Raw genomic sequence first — 17,068 nt, forward strand, 5'->3', positions numbered from 1 at the left:
ACCCATTATCATACACAATTTAAAGGCTTTTTTCAATGTGATAAAGAAAACAACCAGAAAAACCTGGTTGTTTAATAATTATAGATATTTACTGGCATTATTCATTAAATATTGAATGATGGATTGTCGTGTCACAATGCCAATAAAAATTTGGCGATCATCGACTACGGGTACGAAGTTTTGTTTCAAAGATTGAGCGAATAATTGATCGACTGGAACATCAATTTGAACAGGTGGAGTAAAGTCTCCACGAATGAGTTCACGAATCTCCATTTGTTCAAGATCTTCTTTATGAATGGAAGGATGGTCTAATAGGTACCAAAGAAAATCCCCCTCTGTAATGGTTCCTACATAAACTCCTTCCTTATTAATGATGGGCATCGCCGTATATTTGTGCTTGCGCATGAGGGTAAGTCCATCTTCGACACTGATATTATCATATAAATATTTAACACTATTTTTAGCCTTCAGAAAAAAGAATACATTTTCCTGCATTGTCTATCACCTCAGCTCTATACTACCATAATATTTATCATTTAAAAATCATACAATTATGGGAAATTGTGCAGAAGTGTGATAGAATTTTTATAAAAGTGGAGGCAAGAAAATGGAACAATATAAAAAAGAGTTTATTGATTTCATGTTGGAATCTAAAGTATTAAAATTTGGTGATTTTACACTAAAATCAGGACGTAAATCTCCATTCTTTATGAATGCGGGTGGATATGTTACAGGTAACCAATTAAAAAGATTAGGTGAATATTACGCAAAGGCTATCGTTGATCAATATGGAAAAGACTTCGATGTATTATTCGGACCTGCATATAAGGGAATTCCATTGGCTGTTGCGACTACAATCGCATTAGATCATTTATATGGAATGGAAGTTCGTTATTGTTCAGATCGTAAAGAAGAAAAAGATCACGGTGCAGATAAGGGAAGTTTCTTAGGAACAAAACTACAAGATGGAGATCGCGTAGTTATGATCGAAGATGTAACAACATCTGGAAAATCAATGGAAGAAACAGTACCAAAGGTTCGTGGTGCAGCAAATGTTGAAATCGTTGGATTGATGGTTTCTTTAAATCGTAATGAAAAGGGAAAAGGTGAAAAAACTGCATTAACAGAAGTTAGTGAATTATATGGTTTCCCAACTGCAGCAATCGTGTCCATGCCAGAAGTAATTGAATATTTAGGAGATAAATTAGATCCTGAATTAAAATCTAGAATTGATGCATACTATGAAGAATATGGAGCTAAGGAATAGAGTCGAAAGATTCTATTCTTTTTTATTCACTTTGCACACTGCGGTATATTTTTGATTAAAATACTTTGCGCACTGCGGTATATTTTACATTAAATTACTTTGCGCACTGCGGTATGTATGTCTGTAAATGCTTTATATAAAGTAAATTTATATGTATTAATTTTCTTGCATCAAAATACAATGTTTTACGTTACATCGAACCTATTTTGAATTAAAATATAAGTAGATAGTGCAGTATATAAAAGCGAGGTGGTGGGGTATAAAATATGCTGTACCATTACTTACAAAAAGTTTAAAAATTTGGTAAAATATCTACAACAACGAGTCTTCTTGCGGGATATAAATCCAGTTGTAGAAGGCTCGATTTTTGTATATTAGGAGGTACCCTTATGATAATTACAATTACACGTGAATTTGGAAGTGGCGGAAGAACCATTGCCAAGAAATTAGCCGAAAAATTACGCTATGCTTATTATGATTATGAAATTGTGCAACAAATTGCACAAGAAAGTGGCTTTGCGAAAGAGTATATTGAAGAAAATGGGGAAGATGCATCAAGCACAAGTACATTTGGCTTTATCTGGAATAATTATGGATATAACTTATCAGACGAATTGTATATTGCCCAAAGAAATGTAATTTGTGAATTGGCTGATAAAGGAAACTGCGTTATTGTAGGAAGATGTTCAGACTATATTCTTCGTGATCGTAAAGATGTATTGAATGTATTTATTCATGCCGATTTTGAATATCGAAAGAATCGTGTTGTATCGGTTTATGGACAAAATGAATTTGCACCAGACAAACGAATCAAAGATAAAGATAAACGTCGTATTGCTTACTATAAATATTACACAGATCGTAAATGGGCGGATGCCAAGAACTATCAATTATGTTTAGACAGTGGTGTTTTGGGTATTGATAAATGTGTAGAATTAATTGAAAAAGCTATGTAATTTTGCTTTGACAAATTTAAAAAATAAAAATATAATCACTTAGAAACGAGTGGCAGAAACAGCGTAAATCCAGTTTTCTGCTACTTTTTTATATTTTATTGAAAGTGTGTTGCTTAAACGCGTAAGTCCAGCTTATGTGAACAATGCACTTTTTTTGTGTTTTAGGGAGGTAAAGAATGGAAGAAAACAACAAAATGAAAAATGAGCCAGTCAATAAGTTGATGCTTCAAATGGGTGTGCCTATGATTTTATCTATGGCACTACAAGCTGTCTATAATATTGTAGACAGTGCCTTTGTAGGAAATATGAAAGAAGGAAGTGAAGCCGCACTAAACGCACTTACCTTAGTATTTCCTATTCAGATGTTGATGGTGGCCTTGGCCATTGGTACAGGCGTTGGAGTCAATGCCTTGCTCGCAAGAACTTTAGGACAAAGAAATCGTGAAAAAGCAGCTCATGTTGCAGGTAACGGTTTATTTTTAGCGACAGTTATCTATATTGTTTGTGTATTGTTTGGATTATTTGGCATTAAAGCCTATATATCCTCTCAAACAAGTGATGCCCTTGTATTATCGATGAGTATTGATTATCTAAGAATTTGTTGCCTGTTATCTTTTGGTGTTGTGTTCTTTTCGATATTTGAAAAGCTACTTCAAGCGACAGGACGATCACTATATTCTACAATTGGACAAGTTACAGGTGCTGTAATCAATATGGTTCTAGATCCCATCTTGATTTATGGATTTAATTTAGGTGTACAAGGAGCGGCTTATGCGACTGTTATTGGACAAATTCTTTCGGCACTTTTATTAGTCATATTCCATATTCGTTTGAATAAAGAATTTGATCATGGACTAACTTATGCAAAACCAAATAAGCGAATTATCAAAGAAATCTATTCGATTGGACTACCAGCCATTATTGCGCAGGCATTGATGTCATTCATGGTCTATGCGATGAATTTAATTCTTAAATTTGATCCATCTGCACAAACAGCCTATGGTCTTTTCTATAAGGTGCAACAATTTGTCTTGTTTATGGCATTTGGCTTAAGAGATGCGATTACACCCATCATTGCCTTTTCGTATGGTATGCAAAATAAGAAGCGTGTTAAAGATGGAATTAAATATGGCTTAATATATACTATAGTATTAATGGCTTTGGGTACTCTAATTACAGAACTATTCCCAAACTTTTTTGCGACACTATTTAATGCAGGACAATCTAGAATGTATTTCATCAGTGCGGTTCGAATCATTTCCATCAGCTTTGTGTTTGCAGGTGTGAATATCGCATTTCAAGGAGTGTATCAAGCTTTAAATGGAGGTATGGAATCCTTAGTTGTTTCCTTGCTTAGACAAGCCATTTTGATTCTTCCTTTGGCTTGGGGATTTTCAAAACTTGTCATTCAATATGGAATGGATGTATCTTTGATTTGGTACGCATTTGTGATTACAGAAGTTTTATCTTGTTTAGTTGGATGGGTATTTTTAAGGCGAATTGAGAAAAAGAAGATGGTGTTTGATTAAGGTCAAACACTTTTTCTTTTGTGTGGTGTATAATAAAATACATACGGAGGAAACATATGGAACAAGATTCTCTATTTTCAATACAAGAAGACACAAGGCCTTTAGCCGATCGTATGCGTCCTGAAACATTGGATGAATATGTGGGACAAAAACAGCTTGTTGCCAAAGGAAATCTTTTGTGGCAAATGATTGAACATGATCAAGTAACATCGATGATTTTCTGGGGGCCGCCTGGAGTCGGAAAAACGACGTTGGCACGTATTATTGCCCATCAGACAAAGAGTTATTTTGTGGATTTCTCAGCTGTTACGAGTGGTATAAAAGAAATTAAGGAAGTTATGAAACAGGCCGATACGCGCAGGGCTTTGGGACAAAAAACAATCTTATTCGTAGATGAAATCCATCGTTTTAATAAGGCTCAACAAGATGCGTTTTTACCCTATGTTGAAAAGGGAAGTATCATTCTAATTGGTGCTACAACAGAAAATCCAAGCTTTGAAATCAATTCTGCCCTTTTATCTAGGTGCAGAGTATTTGTACTAAACAGTTTGAATACAGATGATTTAAAGGATTTGATTATTCGTGCTATTTCCAGCTCAAAAGGATTAGGCAATCTAAAAATACATATTACGGATGAAGATATAGAGGCGATTGCCGCATTTTCCGGTGGAGATGCCCGCTTTTGTTTAAATACACTGGAGATGGTTGTTTATAATAGTCCAAGTGAATTGGATGGAATTCATGTTTCACAAGATATATTGAAGCAATGCCTTCAAAAAAGGTCGTTATTGTATGATAAAAAAGGGGAGGAACACTATAATATTATTTCTGCCCTACATAAAAGTGTACGAAACTCCGATGTACAGGCTGCAGTATATTGGTTAGCTCGTATGTTGGAGGCTGGAGAAGATCCTTTATATATCGCAAGAAGACTCGTTCGTATGGCCAGTGAAGATATTGGTATGGCGGATTCTAGGGCTTTAGAAATTTGTGTCGCTGCCTATCAGGCATGTCACTATTTGGGTGTTCCAGAATGTAATGTACACTTAACGCATGCAGCTGTATATTTGGCTTTAGCACCAAAATCAAACGCTTTAGAAGTGGCTTATAATACGGCGAAGGTTGATGCTTTAAAAACATTAGATCAGCCAGTGCCTTTACATATTCGTAATGCGCCAACAAAGCTAATGAAAGATTTAGGCTACAGTAAAGGATATGAGTATTCACATGATTATGAATATCACATGACGGATATGCAGTGTCTTCCAGATGCTCTAGTTGGTAAAGAATATTATGTACCAAGTGATCAGGGCTCTGAAGTGAGGGTGCGTAATCGTCTTGTGCAGATTCAACAAATCAAGGCAATGGTGCATAGAAATCGTATGATGAAACAAAATCCTAAAGGAGGAAAATCGTGAAACTACATGAGCTAATGAATGAATTGCAATATGGTGAGAGTATAGAAGTAGAATGTAAAAAAGCATCAAATTCTTTACCAAAATCTGTATGGGAAACATATTCTTCTTTTGCTAATACAAATGGCGGAACAATATATTTAGGAATTGATGAACCTAAAAACAATTATTTTGAGATAATTGGAGTGGATTGCCCTGAAAAAATAATAAAAGATTTTTGGGATACTATTTCAAGTGATAAAGTAAGCTCAAATATTTTGCTAGAGAAGGATGTTCGTAAGGAATGTGTTGATGGTAAATATGTTGTTATAATTCATGTGCCTCGTGCTGATTATAAGCATAGACCAGTTTATATAAATGGAAATCCTATGAAAGGAACATATAAAAGAAATTATGAGGGAGATTATCATTGTACTGAAAGTGAAATAAAATCGTTTTTCCGAGATGCTAGCGATGAAGGAAATGATGGTAGTTTGTTATCAGGATATACAATGGATGATATTGATGGAGATTCTTTACAGATGTATAGGAATGCATTTGAGGTACATAATCCTAATCATGTATGGAATTCGTTGGATAATAAAAACTTTTTGAGAAGTCTTGGCGGATATGCTGTAAACAGGGGAACAAAGGAAGAAGGATTGACGTTAGCGGGATTATTGATGTTTGGGAAAGGTCTCTCTATACGGGAAAGATTAGAAAATTTTCGATTTGATTTTTTAGATATGACAAATTTGATTGGAGACAGAAGATGGTCAGATCGTTTGACATATGATGGAACGTGGGAAAATAACATTTATAATTTTATTAAGATAGTATTACCCAAACTAGTGTCTGATTTAAAAAGACCTTTTGTTTTAGAAGGATTTCAACGAAAAGATGATACTGAAGTACATGCCTCTGTACGAGAAGCGATGATGAATAGTATTATTCACTGTGATTATCATCAAGCTGGAATTTTAAAGATAATTAAAAAGGATAATGAATTTATTTTTTCTAACCCAGGTAGATTAAAAATATCTATTGAAGAAATTTACGAAGGTGGAAATTCAGTTGCGAGAAATCCTAAAATACAAACAATGCTGAGGATGATTGGATACGGTGAGAATATTGGTTCTGGATTCCCTATGATTTTAAAAACGTGGAAATCCGAAAATTGGAGGAAACCAGAACTTTTAGAAAATGAAAATTTATCATGTGTTGAGTTGCATTTACATATGATAAGTTTGTTACCTCAAGAGATAACAGAATATTTATCGCAAATATTTAAAGAGGATTATTTCTTATTAAAAGCAGAAGAACAAATGATTCTAAGCATTGCTTATACGGATAAGGAAATTACAAATGAGAAAATACAATTATTGCTTAACACACATGTTGTTGAAGTTGGTAAATATTTGTCTGATTTAGTAAAAAAAGAAATGTTGGTAGTAAACCAAAATGGGAGATGGACAACCTATAGTATAAATGAGAAGTATGGAGTATCTTCGGTTTCATCTTTGGAATTAGATGAAGATTTGAATAAAACAGATAGAGAAATATTAGAATATTTAAAAAACAATAAGAAAATCACATCCAAAGATGTTATAAAGGTAACTAATATTTCATCCATATCAGGGGCTAATAAGGCTCTAAAAAGATTATTTGATAAAAATTTGTTGAAAAAAACTAGAATTAAGAATAGTGTATTTTATGAAATAAAGGAGTGTTAAAGTGGAAACCACTCCAGAAAAGTGGAAACCACTTCAGAAAAGTGGAAACCACTCCAGAAAAGTGGAAACCACTTCAGAAAAGTGGAAACCACTCCAGAAAAGTGGAAACCACTTTATAAGATATAAAACTTGGAGGATTACATGAAAATAGAAATTCATAGTTTACAAGAAACACAGGAATTTGCCACAAAAATGGCAGATCTTTGTAGAAATAAACAATTAGTTATTACATTAGATGGAGATTTGGGTGCAGGTAAAACAACTTGGACAAAAAGCTTTGGGAAAGCTTTGGGTGTAAAGAATGTGATCAATTCACCAACCTTCACCATCTTAAAGGATTATAAACAAGAAGGTGGTGTACCTTTCCATCATATTGATGCCTATCGTTTGGAAGGAAAATGTCAGGACTTAGGTTTTGAAGATTGTTTTGATGAAGGGATTACTGTAGTAGAATGGTCTGAATTTATTGAGGATCAATTGCCACAAGACCACATTAAAATTTCTTTTGAAGAAGGCATCGATGAAAATCGTACAGTGACATTGGAATATACGGGTCCTGTATCAAAGAGTATTGTGGAGGCATATCATGATTAGTTTATGTATGGATAGTGCTTATAAAGCATTAGTATTAGGTTTATATAAAGATGGAACATTGATTGATGGTGTATCTATTGAAGCATTTAAAAAACAAAGTGAAACGATCTTTGTGGAATTAAATCAATTGTTTGAAAAGAACTGTTTAGACTATAAAGACGTTGATGAAGTGATTATCACAGATGGTCCTGGTTCTTATACAGGCATTCGTATTGCGATGACAATTGCGAAAGTATTCTGTACACAAATGCATAAAACATTAAAGTGCATTAGTACTATGCAGTTGTTTGCGGGTATGGATGAAAGTGCCAATGTTATTTTAGATGCGCGTAGTAAAAGAGCGTATGTAGCACACTTAGAAAAGGGTGTTGTGGTTGGTGAAACACAAATTTTAGAAGTCGATCAATTAGAAGATTTCTTAAATGAACATCCTGGAACATTATATGGGGATGGATATTTAGTGAATCAAGAAGCATCAAGTTGTGATTTCTTGAAGAATTTTATTGAAGTACCAAGTCGTACTATTGAAAATGTACATGCTTTAGTACCTCAATATTTAAAAGAAAGCGATGCCTATAAAGCATGATTTTTAAAGAAATGAAAGACACGGATTTAGTTCGTGTTTTAGAACTTGAACAAGCATGTTTCAAACAGCCTTGGCTTGAAAAAGACTGTTTATATGAATTGAATGAGAATCCTTTTTCTCATGGTTGGATCTTGGAAGATGAAGATACAATTGTGGGCTATGCCTTTTTATGGGAAACCTTTGAAATGGCACAGTTAGCTCGTATTGGAGTGGATCCAAGTTTAAGAAAAAGAGGATATGGAAAAGAATTAATGATGCATCTATTTGATCGAGCTAGAGAAGTAGCTTGTGAATTTATGACATTAGAAGTTCGTGCCAGTAATGAGGCAGCATTGAATTTATACAAGAAAATGGGCTTTATTCAAGTCAATGTATCTAAGAGTTATTATCCAGATGGAGAAGATGCCATTGTGATGACATTGGCATTGTAGGAGGATTATATGATTATTATCGGAATTGAAAGTAGTTGTGATGAAACAGCCGTTGCGGTTGTCAAAGATAAAAAGGAAGTATTATCAAGTGTTGTCGCAAGCCAAATTGATGTGCATACAGAATTTGGTGGCGTTGTACCCGAAGTTGCGAGTCGTATTCATGTAGAAAATATTTCGTATTGTATTGAAAAAGCATTGAAAGATGCCAATATCACGATGGAAGATGTGGATGCGGTTGCCGTTACGCAGGGGCCTGGCTTGATTGGATGTTTACACGTTGGTGTGCAGGCCGCAAAGACTTTGGCTTTTGCCTACCATAAACCATTGGTTCCAGTACATCACTTGGCAGGACATATTTATGCCAATGAATTAGTTGTAGATATGAAATATCCTGTATTAGCACTTGTTGTTTCTGGTGGAAATACAGAACTTGTTTATATGAAGGATGAAACAAGTTTTGAAATCTTAGGCGAGACGCAGGACGATGCGATTGGAGAAGCCTTTGATAAGGTGGCTCGTGTATTGGGTCTTGGATATCCTGGTGGTCCTAAAATTGATAAATTGGCAAAAGAAGGAAAGCCTGTGTACGAACTGGCAAAACCTAAGACACAAGGTCGTTATGACTTTAGTTTTTCTGGATTGAAGAGTAGTGTTCTACAATTCACAAAGCGCATGGAAAGACAAGGAAAGACATTTGATATGGCTGATTTAGCTTGTTCATTCCAAGAATGTGCGTTGGATGAAATTTTCTCTCGTGTAAGAGCGGTATTAGATGATCATAAAGATATTCGTCATTTCGTTGTAGGTGGTGGAGTTAGTGCTAACTCTAGACTTCGTGAAAAGGTAGAAGAATTAAAAAATGAATATCCAGAAGTGGAATTTACGGTACCTCCAATGTATTGTTGTACAGATAATGCGAGCATGATCGGTGTTGCTGGAACGATCGCATATCTTTCTGGTAGAAGAGCAGATGCAAGCTTGACTGCCGATTCAAGTTTAGAAATCCAATAGGAGGTTTTTATGCAGGAATTACGTTTACTTCGAGAAAAAGATTTAGAAAGTATATATCCAATCTATGTGCATTATGTAAAGACAAGTGTGGCTATATTTGATCTTGTGCCAGATTCTTTTGATGTGTTTAAAGAACATATGATGGAAATTTCAAAGACAAATCCGTTTTATGTAGCACTTTATGATGATGTTTTAATTGGCTATGGATATGTACACCCTGCTTTTTCGAAGGAAGCGTATAAGTATTGTGTAGAACTCACTATTTATTTTAAAGAAGGAAAACATTATGGTTTGCCTTCAAAAATGTTGGATCAGCTTGAAGCAGATTGTAGAAAACTAAACATGCGTTGGATCATTTCATGTATTACAGATTCGAATGAAGAAAGTATTGCCTTTCATAAAAAACATGGGTTTACATGGTATGGGGCATTGCCTTCTTGTGGCATGAAATTTGATGTGTGGCATGGTGTAGTTTGGCTTTGTAAGAGACTGGATGAGGTTAAAAAGGATTTTTCTTGTGCAAGTAATGCAACCATCTTGGGTAATGTTTCAATTGGTGAAGGTTCAAGTGTTTGGTATAACGCTGTGATTCGTAGTGAAGAAGAAGCGATTGAAATTGGGCAAGAAACCAATATTCAAGATCAGTGTGTTTTGCATACGGATAGTGGATATCCACTTCAGATTGGTGATCGTGTAACGATTGGTCATGGGGCTATTGTGCATGGTTGTACGATTGAGGATGAGGTGCTTATTGGTATGGGTGCCCTTGTGTTGAATGGAGCTCATATAGGAAAGCATAGTGTTATTGGTGCGGGTTGTGTTGTGCCTGAAAATATGGTAATTCCACAAAGGAGTGTTGTGGTGGGAGTACCGGCTAAAATTATTAAAAACACTTCAGAATCTCAGGTTTCTGATATTCTTTCAAATGCAGAACATTATGTAAAATTATCGAAAAAATTGGGTTAGTCATTTGGCTAATCCTTTTGTATATTGTAAAATCTTTGTAGTGAGGTTGACTATGGAAAACTTATTAAATTATGTACATTTAAGAAGAGATATCGACTTTTCTATTCGTCCCTTTAATGAGGTGGATATGTTAGTATGTGCCGATCTATCTTATGTGGATTGGGATGGCATTGTAGATAAGGATGAGGTTTCTTTAGAAGAAGCATGTCGTAAATATCTTTCTTTATATAGTGAAGAGGAATTAAAGAGTAAGTATACATTTTCAATGAATCTTCCACATTTAATTGATGCATTACAGGATACGATTCGTTATGGAAATATAAAGTTAAAGAACTATAAAAAAGTCTATAGCGATGAAGATGTGATTCAATTTAGTGTGGTAACACTTGTGTTGCCAGATGGTTCTCTAGTGCTTTCTTTTAGTGGTACAGATAGTAGTATTACGGGTTGGAAAGAAAACTTGATGATGACTTATAAGCAGGATCTTCCTTGTCAAATCTTGGCGAAGGATTATGTCAAAGAAACCATTGAAAATATTCCTGAAACGAGTTATTTGTTTGGATTGAAAAAGAAGAAGGTCTATCCAAAGATATATTTGACGGGGCATTCAAAGGGTGGAAATTTAGCCGTGTATGCCTATATAAAAAATCCAGAACTACAGGGATATATTGAAGGTGTAAAAAGTTTTGATGGGCCTGGCTTTGTGGATGGTTTCTGGCAGGGTGATGAGGAAATATCTAAGATCACAAACTATATTCCTAAGGATAGTATTGTGGGGCGTGTTTTACATCATAGAGAACAAACAAAAATCATGGATGCCCAAGGTTCAGGCTTAGCGCAACATGATACGCTTATGTGGAGTGTGGATGTAAAAGATTTTAATTATTGTGATGTACTCACAAAAGAGAGTAATGATTTACTGGAATATGTAAATAAGTTATTGTTGGATCGTCCGGTTGAAGAAAAAGAACGCTATTGTCATTTGATTGGCGAATTGTTTGATCGTATGGAAATTCGTACGATTGCGGATTTAACTGAATTTTCATTTAAACAGGCACTATCTGGTTTGAAGGAGATTCGTCAATTGAATGCAGAGGAAATTAAGTTTATGTTGGAAGTTGTGAAATTTATTGCGGTGCAATCCGCTCCAATATTAGTGAAGGGAAGAAAGTAAAATGAGAAAAATAGGTTGGATAGGTGCTGGCATTATGGGTCAGCCAATGGTGATTCATTTATTGAATAAAGGATATGAAGTTCATGTATACGCAAGACATCCAGAAAGGGTAGAACAAGCTAAAAATGCAGGCGCTATTTTAGAAGAGTCGATTGTGTCTTTGACATCCAATGTAGATGTAATTTGTACAATGGTTGGTTTTCCTAGTGATGTTAAAGAAGTATATGATGTGATTTTTGGTTGTATTGAAGCGGGTAAAACTTGTATTGATTTTACAACTTCAAGTCCAAAATTAGCTAAAGAATTATATACAAAAGGAAAAGAATTGGGTGTTCATGTATTGGATGCGCCAGTGACTGGTGGAGATACGGGAGCAAAGAATGGCACTTTAACTGTATTGGTTGGTGCAGATAAAGAGGATTTTGAAGCGAATAAAGAAATCTTTGAAGCGTTTGGAACACAAATTGAGTATTGTGGCAAGGCAAGTTGTGGTCAACATGTCAAGATGGCTAACCAAATCATGATTGCGAATACGTTACAAGGTATTTGTGAGGCTATGTCATATTTAAATTGTAAAGATGTGGATGAATCTTTTGTGTATCGCTTCTTGCGTAATGGAGCCGCAGGATCTAAACAGTTGGATTTTCAAGGTAAGAAGATGTTAGAGAATGATTATGCGCCTGGCTTTTATGTGAAGCATTTTGTGAAGGATTTAAAGATTGCGGTGGATGAGGCACACTTTCCTTTGTATGGCGTAAATCGTGTCATCAAAGAATATGTGGATCTAATGGATCGTGGCATGAGTGATTTGGGTACGCAGTGTTTGATTGAGTATTTTAGAAAGCCACAAATTAAAGCGGTTATCTTTGATATGGATGGTTTGATGTTTAATACGGAAAAGATGTTCAAGGATGAGTTTAAAGAGAAGGCTAAAGAATTGGGTGTTTCTTGTCCAGACTATTTTCCAGAACCATTAATTGGTTGTGATTCAAGAAAGGTTGCACTTTATGAAGAGATGTATCCGGGTGTTACTAGGGTGATGGAAGAGATTCAAGATGAGCGTGTGGATTATTTCTTTAGATATTTTAAAGAGCCTGGTAGTGCCAATATGGTTGGGTTACAAAATTTAATTGAGTATATTGAAGAGAATAAGATTCCTTATGCGGTGGCCTCAAGTTCACATCCGCAGGCTATTAAAAAGTTCTTGTCGCATGCTGGTTTTGTGTTAAGTCCCAATGTGATTGTTTCTTCTAAAGAGGGATATAAATCAAAGCCAGCACCAGATGTTTTCTTGGCTGCTGCTGAAAGATTAGGAATAAATCCTGAAAATTGTTTAGTTTTAGAGGATAGTAAGCATGGAATTATGGCTGCGGCCAATGCGAAGATGCATTCCATCTTTATTCAAGATCAGATTGCGCCAGATGACGAAATGAAGGAGTATATCCAAGAATCTTGTAAGGATTTAAATGAAGTAATTGATTATTTAAAGCGTTGTAAATAATTGGTTGCTACTTTATAATATTGTTTAGGAAAACATTAGGAGGACGCAATGAAAAAAGAATTAGTCATTGTTCTTGATTTTGGAGGACAATATAATCAGTTGGTTGCACGTCGTGTTCGTGAGTGCAATGTATATTGTGAAATTTATTCATATAAAACAGATTTAGAAAAAATCAAAGCTATGAATCCAAAGGGAATCATCTTAACTGGAGGACCAAATAGTTGTTATGAACCAGATTCACCTACATATTCAAAGGAATTGTTTGAATTGGGTATTCCAGTTCTTGGTCTTTGCTATGGCGCACAATTGATGATGCATGTATTGGGTGGAAAAGTAGAAAAAGCAGATCACCGTGAATATGGTAAGACAGAGGTTCTTGTTGATAAGACTTCTTCTAAAATCTTCGAGGGTGTATCTGAAAAAACAATTTGCTGGATGTCACACTTTGACTATATTTCACAGGTAGCACCTGGATTTGAAATTACGTCTCATACAGATAACTGTCCTTGCGCATCAAGTGAAAATGCAGAAAAAGGATTATATGCTATTCAGTTCCATCCAGAAGTATTGCATACACAAGAAGGTTCAAAAATGTTATATAACTTCGTTCGTGGTGTTTGTGGATGCTGTGGTGACTGGAGAATGGATAACTTTGTTGAAGAACAAATTAAAGCGATTCGTGAAAAGGTTGGAGATGGAAAAGTATTGTGTGCCCTTAGTGGTGGCGTAGACTCTTCTGTCGCAGCTGTATTATTATCAAAAGCAATTGGTAACCAATTAACATGTGTATTTGTTGATCATGGTTTACTTCGTAAAAATGAAGGGGATGAAGTAGAAGCTGTATTTGGTCCTGAAGGTCCATATGAATTAAACTTCATTCGTGTGAATGCGCAACAAAGATATTATGAAAAGCTAAAGGGTGTTGAAGAACCAGAAGCAAAACGTAAGATCATTGGTGAAGAATTTATTCGTGTATTTGAAGAAGAAGCTAAGAAAATTGGAAAAGTTGATTTCTTAGTTCAAGGAACAATTTATCCAGATGTTGTTGAGAGTGGTTTAGGTGGAGAATCTGCCGTAATTAAATCTCACCACAATGTTGGTGGACTTCCTGATCATGTAGATTTCAAAGAAATCATTGAACCATTACGTGACTTATTCAAGGATGAAGTTCGTAAAGCTGGTTTGGAATTAGGTATTCCTGAATACTTAGTATTCAGACAACCTTTCCCAGGACCTGGTTTAGGAATTCGTATCATTGGTGAAGTTACTGAAGAAAAAGTAAAAATCGTCCAAGATGCAGATGCAATCTATCGTGAAGAAATCGCAAATGCTGGATTAGATCGTTCAATCGGTCAATACTTTGCAGCATTGACAAACATGCGTTCAGTAGGTGTTATGGGTGATGAAAGAACATATGATTACGCCATCGCTTTACGTGCCGTTAATACAATTGACTTTATGACTGCAGAATCAGCTCAGATTCCATATGAAGTATTAAATAAAGTTATGTCTCGTATTATCAATGAGGTTCGTGGAGTCAATCGTGTAATGTATGACCTTACTAGTAAGCCTCCTGGAACAATAGAGTTCGAATAATTCAATAAACGTCAAAAGTCCTTTATATAAGGACTTTTTTATATGCTGATTTTGGCTGTGAGTACAAAATGAGTACATAAATTATTGAATGAATTATCGGTTTTCGATAATTCACGGGTAGAAATCCATGTGATTTTTAATAAAAAAACGAAGACTGTGGTAATCTTCGTTATAAATTTCAGGCTGACATCCAATCGGATACCCAAGTGTTTTTACATGCATTATACAGCCTTCTGTATACATAACCATCTTCTAATTTATATTTCCATCGGTAAGTAGTTTGTTTTGAATTCTTGATGACTGTATTCTGTGTATTTGTGATTGATTGAATGTTTCGGGTTTTTCCAAGATCTTTATATGTTGGCAGTTTTTGTTCGTCTTGTATTTCTTTTAAATTGGTATATCCACCTAAGATATATTGGTTATCTAAATAAAATAATAAGGATGGAGGATTGTTTTTGTTTTCGAATATATATGCATTTGAATTTGTAATTTCAAAAGTATTTTCTGTTAACTCAGTATTTGTATAATATCCAGAAATATTTATAAAGGTAGATAAGAAACAGATCAATACTGTTGAAACCAAAATAAAAGCATTTGTTTTCTTTTTGTGTAGACCTCTCATCATGTAATGGATTCGGTAATTAAGAATGAATCCATTTGAAGAAATATAGGATGTGAATGATTTCTGAGAGCGTTGCTTCTGAATTTGAATCAGAGTCTGCATATAGGCAAAGCTTTCTTTTTCATCAAGATTTTGGATTATAGAATCATCGGTTTTCATTTCTAAATATAGGAAAATATATCTTCTGAAGAAATATATGGGGATAAACCACCAGTACATGCAACAAATAAGATTTAATATGCCTTTGATTAGATTGTGATTCTTCTTGATGTGGTAACTTTCATGCGCGAGGATTGAATTTAAATCCGATTCTGAATAATCAGTTTCAGGAAGTAAAATAGTTTTGTGTAATCCAATCACACAAGGTCCATAGATCAAATTCGATTTATATACAGGATAAGCTTGTCTATATCCAACAATTTGACTTTGCTTAATTATTTTTAGCTCCTCTTTTGCAAATGGGTGGTGAATAGAAATGTGAGCAATTTCGTTAGCCAGACACCTAACAAAAGAAACAAAGGGATTATCGGATAAAGACAATCCCTTATATCCAGTCAATAGCCTTCATTTACCGTTAAAACAATTTATAAGAAATCATGGAGCTTATGATAGAGAGCACCTCCAAGACTGGCTGAATCTATTTTGGTCCATTATGAATGAGCCAAAGGACAAGTATGATAAGGTGTTAAAATTTATAGAATTGACAATCTTGTCGCCAAAAAAAGTGCGATATCGGGATGCAATGAGCTCTAAGCACAGTAAATAAGCGGATAATTACCACCCATTTGCAAAAGAGGAGCTTTATTTTTTTATAGATATATTCCGTATGAATATAATCTTTTACAAAGTAGATCAAAAAGATTGCACTTCCTATAAGCCACAATAAGATCAAGAGCTTTACTACATGTGTTTGATTGAAGAAATCCAAAAGTGGATTCATTACTTTTTGGATTGGAATATAGATCATATGTGCATGTTCAAACGGAAACAGCAAGCGAATAAAAATCAGGCATATGATTAATAAGAGTGCATCTGTACGAAAGTATTTATATGCCTTTTTATGTCGTAGTATAAATCCAAAACACATTATGAATAAAGTAACACTGCATAATCCGGAGAAGAATGAAGTCAGAGAAAATGTCATTTTAATGCTCTTAATTTTTTCTCGATGAGTTTTTGAAGCTTTTCTAATTCTTTTAAATCATCCGTATTATTAACAAAGTTACTGGCTAATTGAAGTCTTGTATCATTGTTGATAAAAGAATCTACATATTCAGCTTGTGATACGAGTGGCTTATACTTACGTGTTAAAGATTTGTTGTTGAAGGCAATGTCGTACACTTCAATAAAATGCACTTCTAATAAGTGGCGCAAAGCTTGTTGGATCGTGTAAATACTTAATTCTTCATTAGAGGTTTCTCTAATTTCACTTGCTGACATTTCAATGTGACTGTCCCATAGAATGTCCATAACACTTCTTTCTTTTTTTGTTAGTTGTATCATAATTATCACCCAACATAATTTTAACATTGTTTCAAAAATATGCAATATAAATTAAATCATGAAACGCTTGCAAAAAAATACAATAGGAATATAATGAAGATAGGAAAACGTTTTCGCAACAAAAGGGTAGTGTAAAGAATTTATGAAAAACTCGGTATGGGAAGATCGAAATTTGAATAAATTGTTTATACTCTACAAGAAT

The 17,068-nt window shown here is 34.6% G+C and carries 16 protein-coding genes; 13 read left to right on the forward strand and 3 right to left on the reverse strand.

The genetic code is table 11. The annotated features are described in order from the left end of the window. Positions 1-78 precede the first annotated feature (78 nt). On the reverse strand, positions 79-495 hold the full coding sequence (locus Q0F04_RS05510; protein WP_117572120.1) for a CBS domain-containing protein: 417 nt from the start codon (positions 493-495) through the stop codon (positions 79-81). A 112-nt stretch (positions 496-607) separates the two neighbouring features. Between Q0F04_RS05510 and pyrE the strand changes: the two genes are divergently transcribed. The 13 genes from pyrE (at position 608) to guaA (ending at position 14,738) form a co-directional block, all read left to right on the forward strand. Continuing rightward, positions 608-1,267 carry an orotate phosphoribosyltransferase gene (gene pyrE / locus Q0F04_RS05515; protein ID WP_117572121.1) on the forward strand — a complete coding sequence of 220 codons (660 nt, stop codon included), beginning with the start codon at positions 608-610 and terminating at the stop codon, positions 1,265-1,267. Positions 1,268-1,656: 389 nt separating this feature from the next. Beyond that, a complete protein-coding gene (locus Q0F04_RS05520; protein WP_295751102.1) occupies positions 1,657-2,223 on the forward strand; it encodes a cytidylate kinase-like family protein in 567 nt (188 codons plus the stop codon). Positions 2,224-2,399: 176 nt separating this feature from the next. Continuing rightward, positions 2,400-3,752 (forward strand): MATE family efflux transporter, encoded by a 1,353-nt coding sequence (locus Q0F04_RS05525; protein WP_295751105.1) that lies wholly within the window; start codon positions 2,400-2,402, stop codon positions 3,750-3,752. 56 nt (positions 3,753-3,808) lie between these two features. Next, positions 3,809-5,170 carry a replication-associated recombination protein A gene (locus Q0F04_RS05530; RefSeq protein ID WP_295751108.1) on the forward strand — a complete coding sequence of 454 codons (1,362 nt, stop codon included), beginning with the start codon at positions 3,809-3,811 and terminating at the stop codon, positions 5,168-5,170. Next, a complete protein-coding gene (locus Q0F04_RS05535) occupies positions 5,167-6,879 on the forward strand; it encodes an RNA-binding domain-containing protein (protein ID WP_295751111.1) in 1,713 nt (570 codons plus the stop codon). Before Q0F04_RS05530 ends, Q0F04_RS05535 begins: the two co-directional genes overlap by 4 nt. A 141-nt stretch (positions 6,880-7,020) precedes the next feature. Beyond that, on the forward strand, positions 7,021-7,473 hold the full coding sequence (gene tsaE / locus Q0F04_RS05540) for a tRNA (adenosine(37)-N6)-threonylcarbamoyltransferase complex ATPase subunit type 1 TsaE (protein WP_040466346.1): 453 nt from the start codon (positions 7,021-7,023) through the stop codon (positions 7,471-7,473). After that, complete coding sequence (gene tsaB / locus Q0F04_RS05545; RefSeq protein ID WP_295751114.1) at positions 7,466-8,059, forward strand: tRNA (adenosine(37)-N6)-threonylcarbamoyltransferase complex dimerization subunit type 1 TsaB; 594 nt, start codon at positions 7,466-7,468, stop codon at positions 8,057-8,059. The genes tsaE and tsaB overlap by 8 nt, the downstream gene beginning before the upstream one ends. After that, complete coding sequence (gene rimI / locus Q0F04_RS05550; protein WP_295751117.1) at positions 8,056-8,490, forward strand: ribosomal protein S18-alanine N-acetyltransferase; 435 nt, start codon at positions 8,056-8,058, stop codon at positions 8,488-8,490. The genes tsaB and rimI overlap by 4 nt, the downstream gene beginning before the upstream one ends. A gap of 9 nt (positions 8,491-8,499) precedes the next feature. Beyond that, positions 8,500-9,501: a tRNA (adenosine(37)-N6)-threonylcarbamoyltransferase complex transferase subunit TsaD gene (gene tsaD / locus Q0F04_RS05555; protein ID WP_295751120.1), complete on the forward strand. Its 1,002-nt coding sequence runs from the start codon at positions 8,500-8,502 to the stop codon at positions 9,499-9,501. Between the two features lie 9 nt (positions 9,502-9,510). Further along, positions 9,511-10,467 (forward strand): GNAT family N-acetyltransferase, encoded by a 957-nt coding sequence (locus Q0F04_RS05560; RefSeq protein WP_295751124.1) that lies wholly within the window; start codon positions 9,511-9,513, stop codon positions 10,465-10,467. Positions 10,468-10,519: 52 nt separating this feature from the next. Continuing rightward, complete coding sequence (locus tag Q0F04_RS05565; RefSeq protein ID WP_295751126.1) at positions 10,520-11,641, forward strand: Mbeg1-like protein; 1,122 nt, start codon at positions 10,520-10,522, stop codon at positions 11,639-11,641. A gap of 1 nt (position 11,642) precedes the next feature. Continuing rightward, positions 11,643-13,142 (forward strand): HAD-IA family hydrolase, encoded by a 1,500-nt coding sequence (locus tag Q0F04_RS05570; protein WP_295751129.1) that lies wholly within the window; start codon positions 11,643-11,645, stop codon positions 13,140-13,142. Positions 13,143-13,190: 48 nt separating this feature from the next. Further along, entirely contained in the window at positions 13,191-14,738 is a 1,548-nt protein-coding gene (guaA, locus tag Q0F04_RS05575) for a glutamine-hydrolyzing GMP synthase (RefSeq protein WP_117992422.1), read from the forward strand. 178 nt (positions 14,739-14,916) lie between these two features. On the opposite strand, the gene Q0F04_RS05580 is transcribed toward guaA, so the two are convergent. Then, positions 14,917-15,921, reverse strand: a complete 1,005-nt coding sequence (locus Q0F04_RS05580) for a M56 family metallopeptidase (RefSeq protein WP_295751132.1) — start codon at positions 15,919-15,921, stop codon at positions 14,917-14,919. Positions 15,922-16,503: 582 nt separating this feature from the next. Next, positions 16,504-16,866 (reverse strand): BlaI/MecI/CopY family transcriptional regulator, encoded by a 363-nt coding sequence (locus Q0F04_RS05585; protein ID WP_227994043.1) that lies wholly within the window; start codon positions 16,864-16,866, stop codon positions 16,504-16,506. Positions 16,867-17,068 lie beyond the last annotated feature (202 nt).

The organism is uncultured Holdemanella sp., from assembly GCF_934772795.1.
Lineage (GTDB): Bacteria > Bacillota_I > Bacilli_A > Erysipelotrichales > Erysipelotrichaceae > Holdemanella.

What these genes read in the sequence shown, in the direction of transcription:
- Q0F04_RS05510 (WP_117572120.1), bottom strand. Translation starts at nt 495, where the DNA reads ATGCAGGAAAATGTATTCTTTTTTCTGAAGGCTAAAAATAGTGTTAAA.
- pyrE (WP_117572121.1), top strand. Translation starts at nt 608, where the DNA reads ATGGAACAATATAAAAAAGAGTTTATTGATTTCATGTTGGAATCTAAA.
- Q0F04_RS05520 (WP_295751102.1), top strand. Translation starts at nt 1,657, where the DNA reads ATGATAATTACAATTACACGTGAATTTGGAAGTGGCGGAAGAACCATT.
- Q0F04_RS05525 (WP_295751105.1), top strand. Translation starts at nt 2,400, where the DNA reads ATGGAAGAAAACAACAAAATGAAAAATGAGCCAGTCAATAAGTTGATG.
- Q0F04_RS05530 (WP_295751108.1), top strand. Translation starts at nt 3,809, where the DNA reads ATGGAACAAGATTCTCTATTTTCAATACAAGAAGACACAAGGCCTTTA.
- tsaE (WP_040466346.1), top strand. Translation starts at nt 7,021, where the DNA reads ATGAAAATAGAAATTCATAGTTTACAAGAAACACAGGAATTTGCCACA.
- tsaB (WP_295751114.1), top strand. Translation starts at nt 7,466, where the DNA reads ATGATTAGTTTATGTATGGATAGTGCTTATAAAGCATTAGTATTAGGT.
- rimI (WP_295751117.1), top strand. Translation starts at nt 8,056, where the DNA reads ATGATTTTTAAAGAAATGAAAGACACGGATTTAGTTCGTGTTTTAGAA.
- tsaD (WP_295751120.1), top strand. Translation starts at nt 8,500, where the DNA reads ATGATTATTATCGGAATTGAAAGTAGTTGTGATGAAACAGCCGTTGCG.
- Q0F04_RS05560 (WP_295751124.1), top strand. Translation starts at nt 9,511, where the DNA reads ATGCAGGAATTACGTTTACTTCGAGAAAAAGATTTAGAAAGTATATAT.
- Q0F04_RS05565 (WP_295751126.1), top strand. Translation starts at nt 10,520, where the DNA reads ATGGAAAACTTATTAAATTATGTACATTTAAGAAGAGATATCGACTTT.
- Q0F04_RS05570 (WP_295751129.1), top strand. Translation starts at nt 11,643, where the DNA reads ATGAGAAAAATAGGTTGGATAGGTGCTGGCATTATGGGTCAGCCAATG.
- guaA (WP_117992422.1), top strand. Translation starts at nt 13,191, where the DNA reads ATGAAAAAAGAATTAGTCATTGTTCTTGATTTTGGAGGACAATATAAT.
- Q0F04_RS05585 (WP_227994043.1), bottom strand. Translation starts at nt 16,866, where the DNA reads ATGATACAACTAACAAAAAAAGAAAGAAGTGTTATGGACATTCTATGG.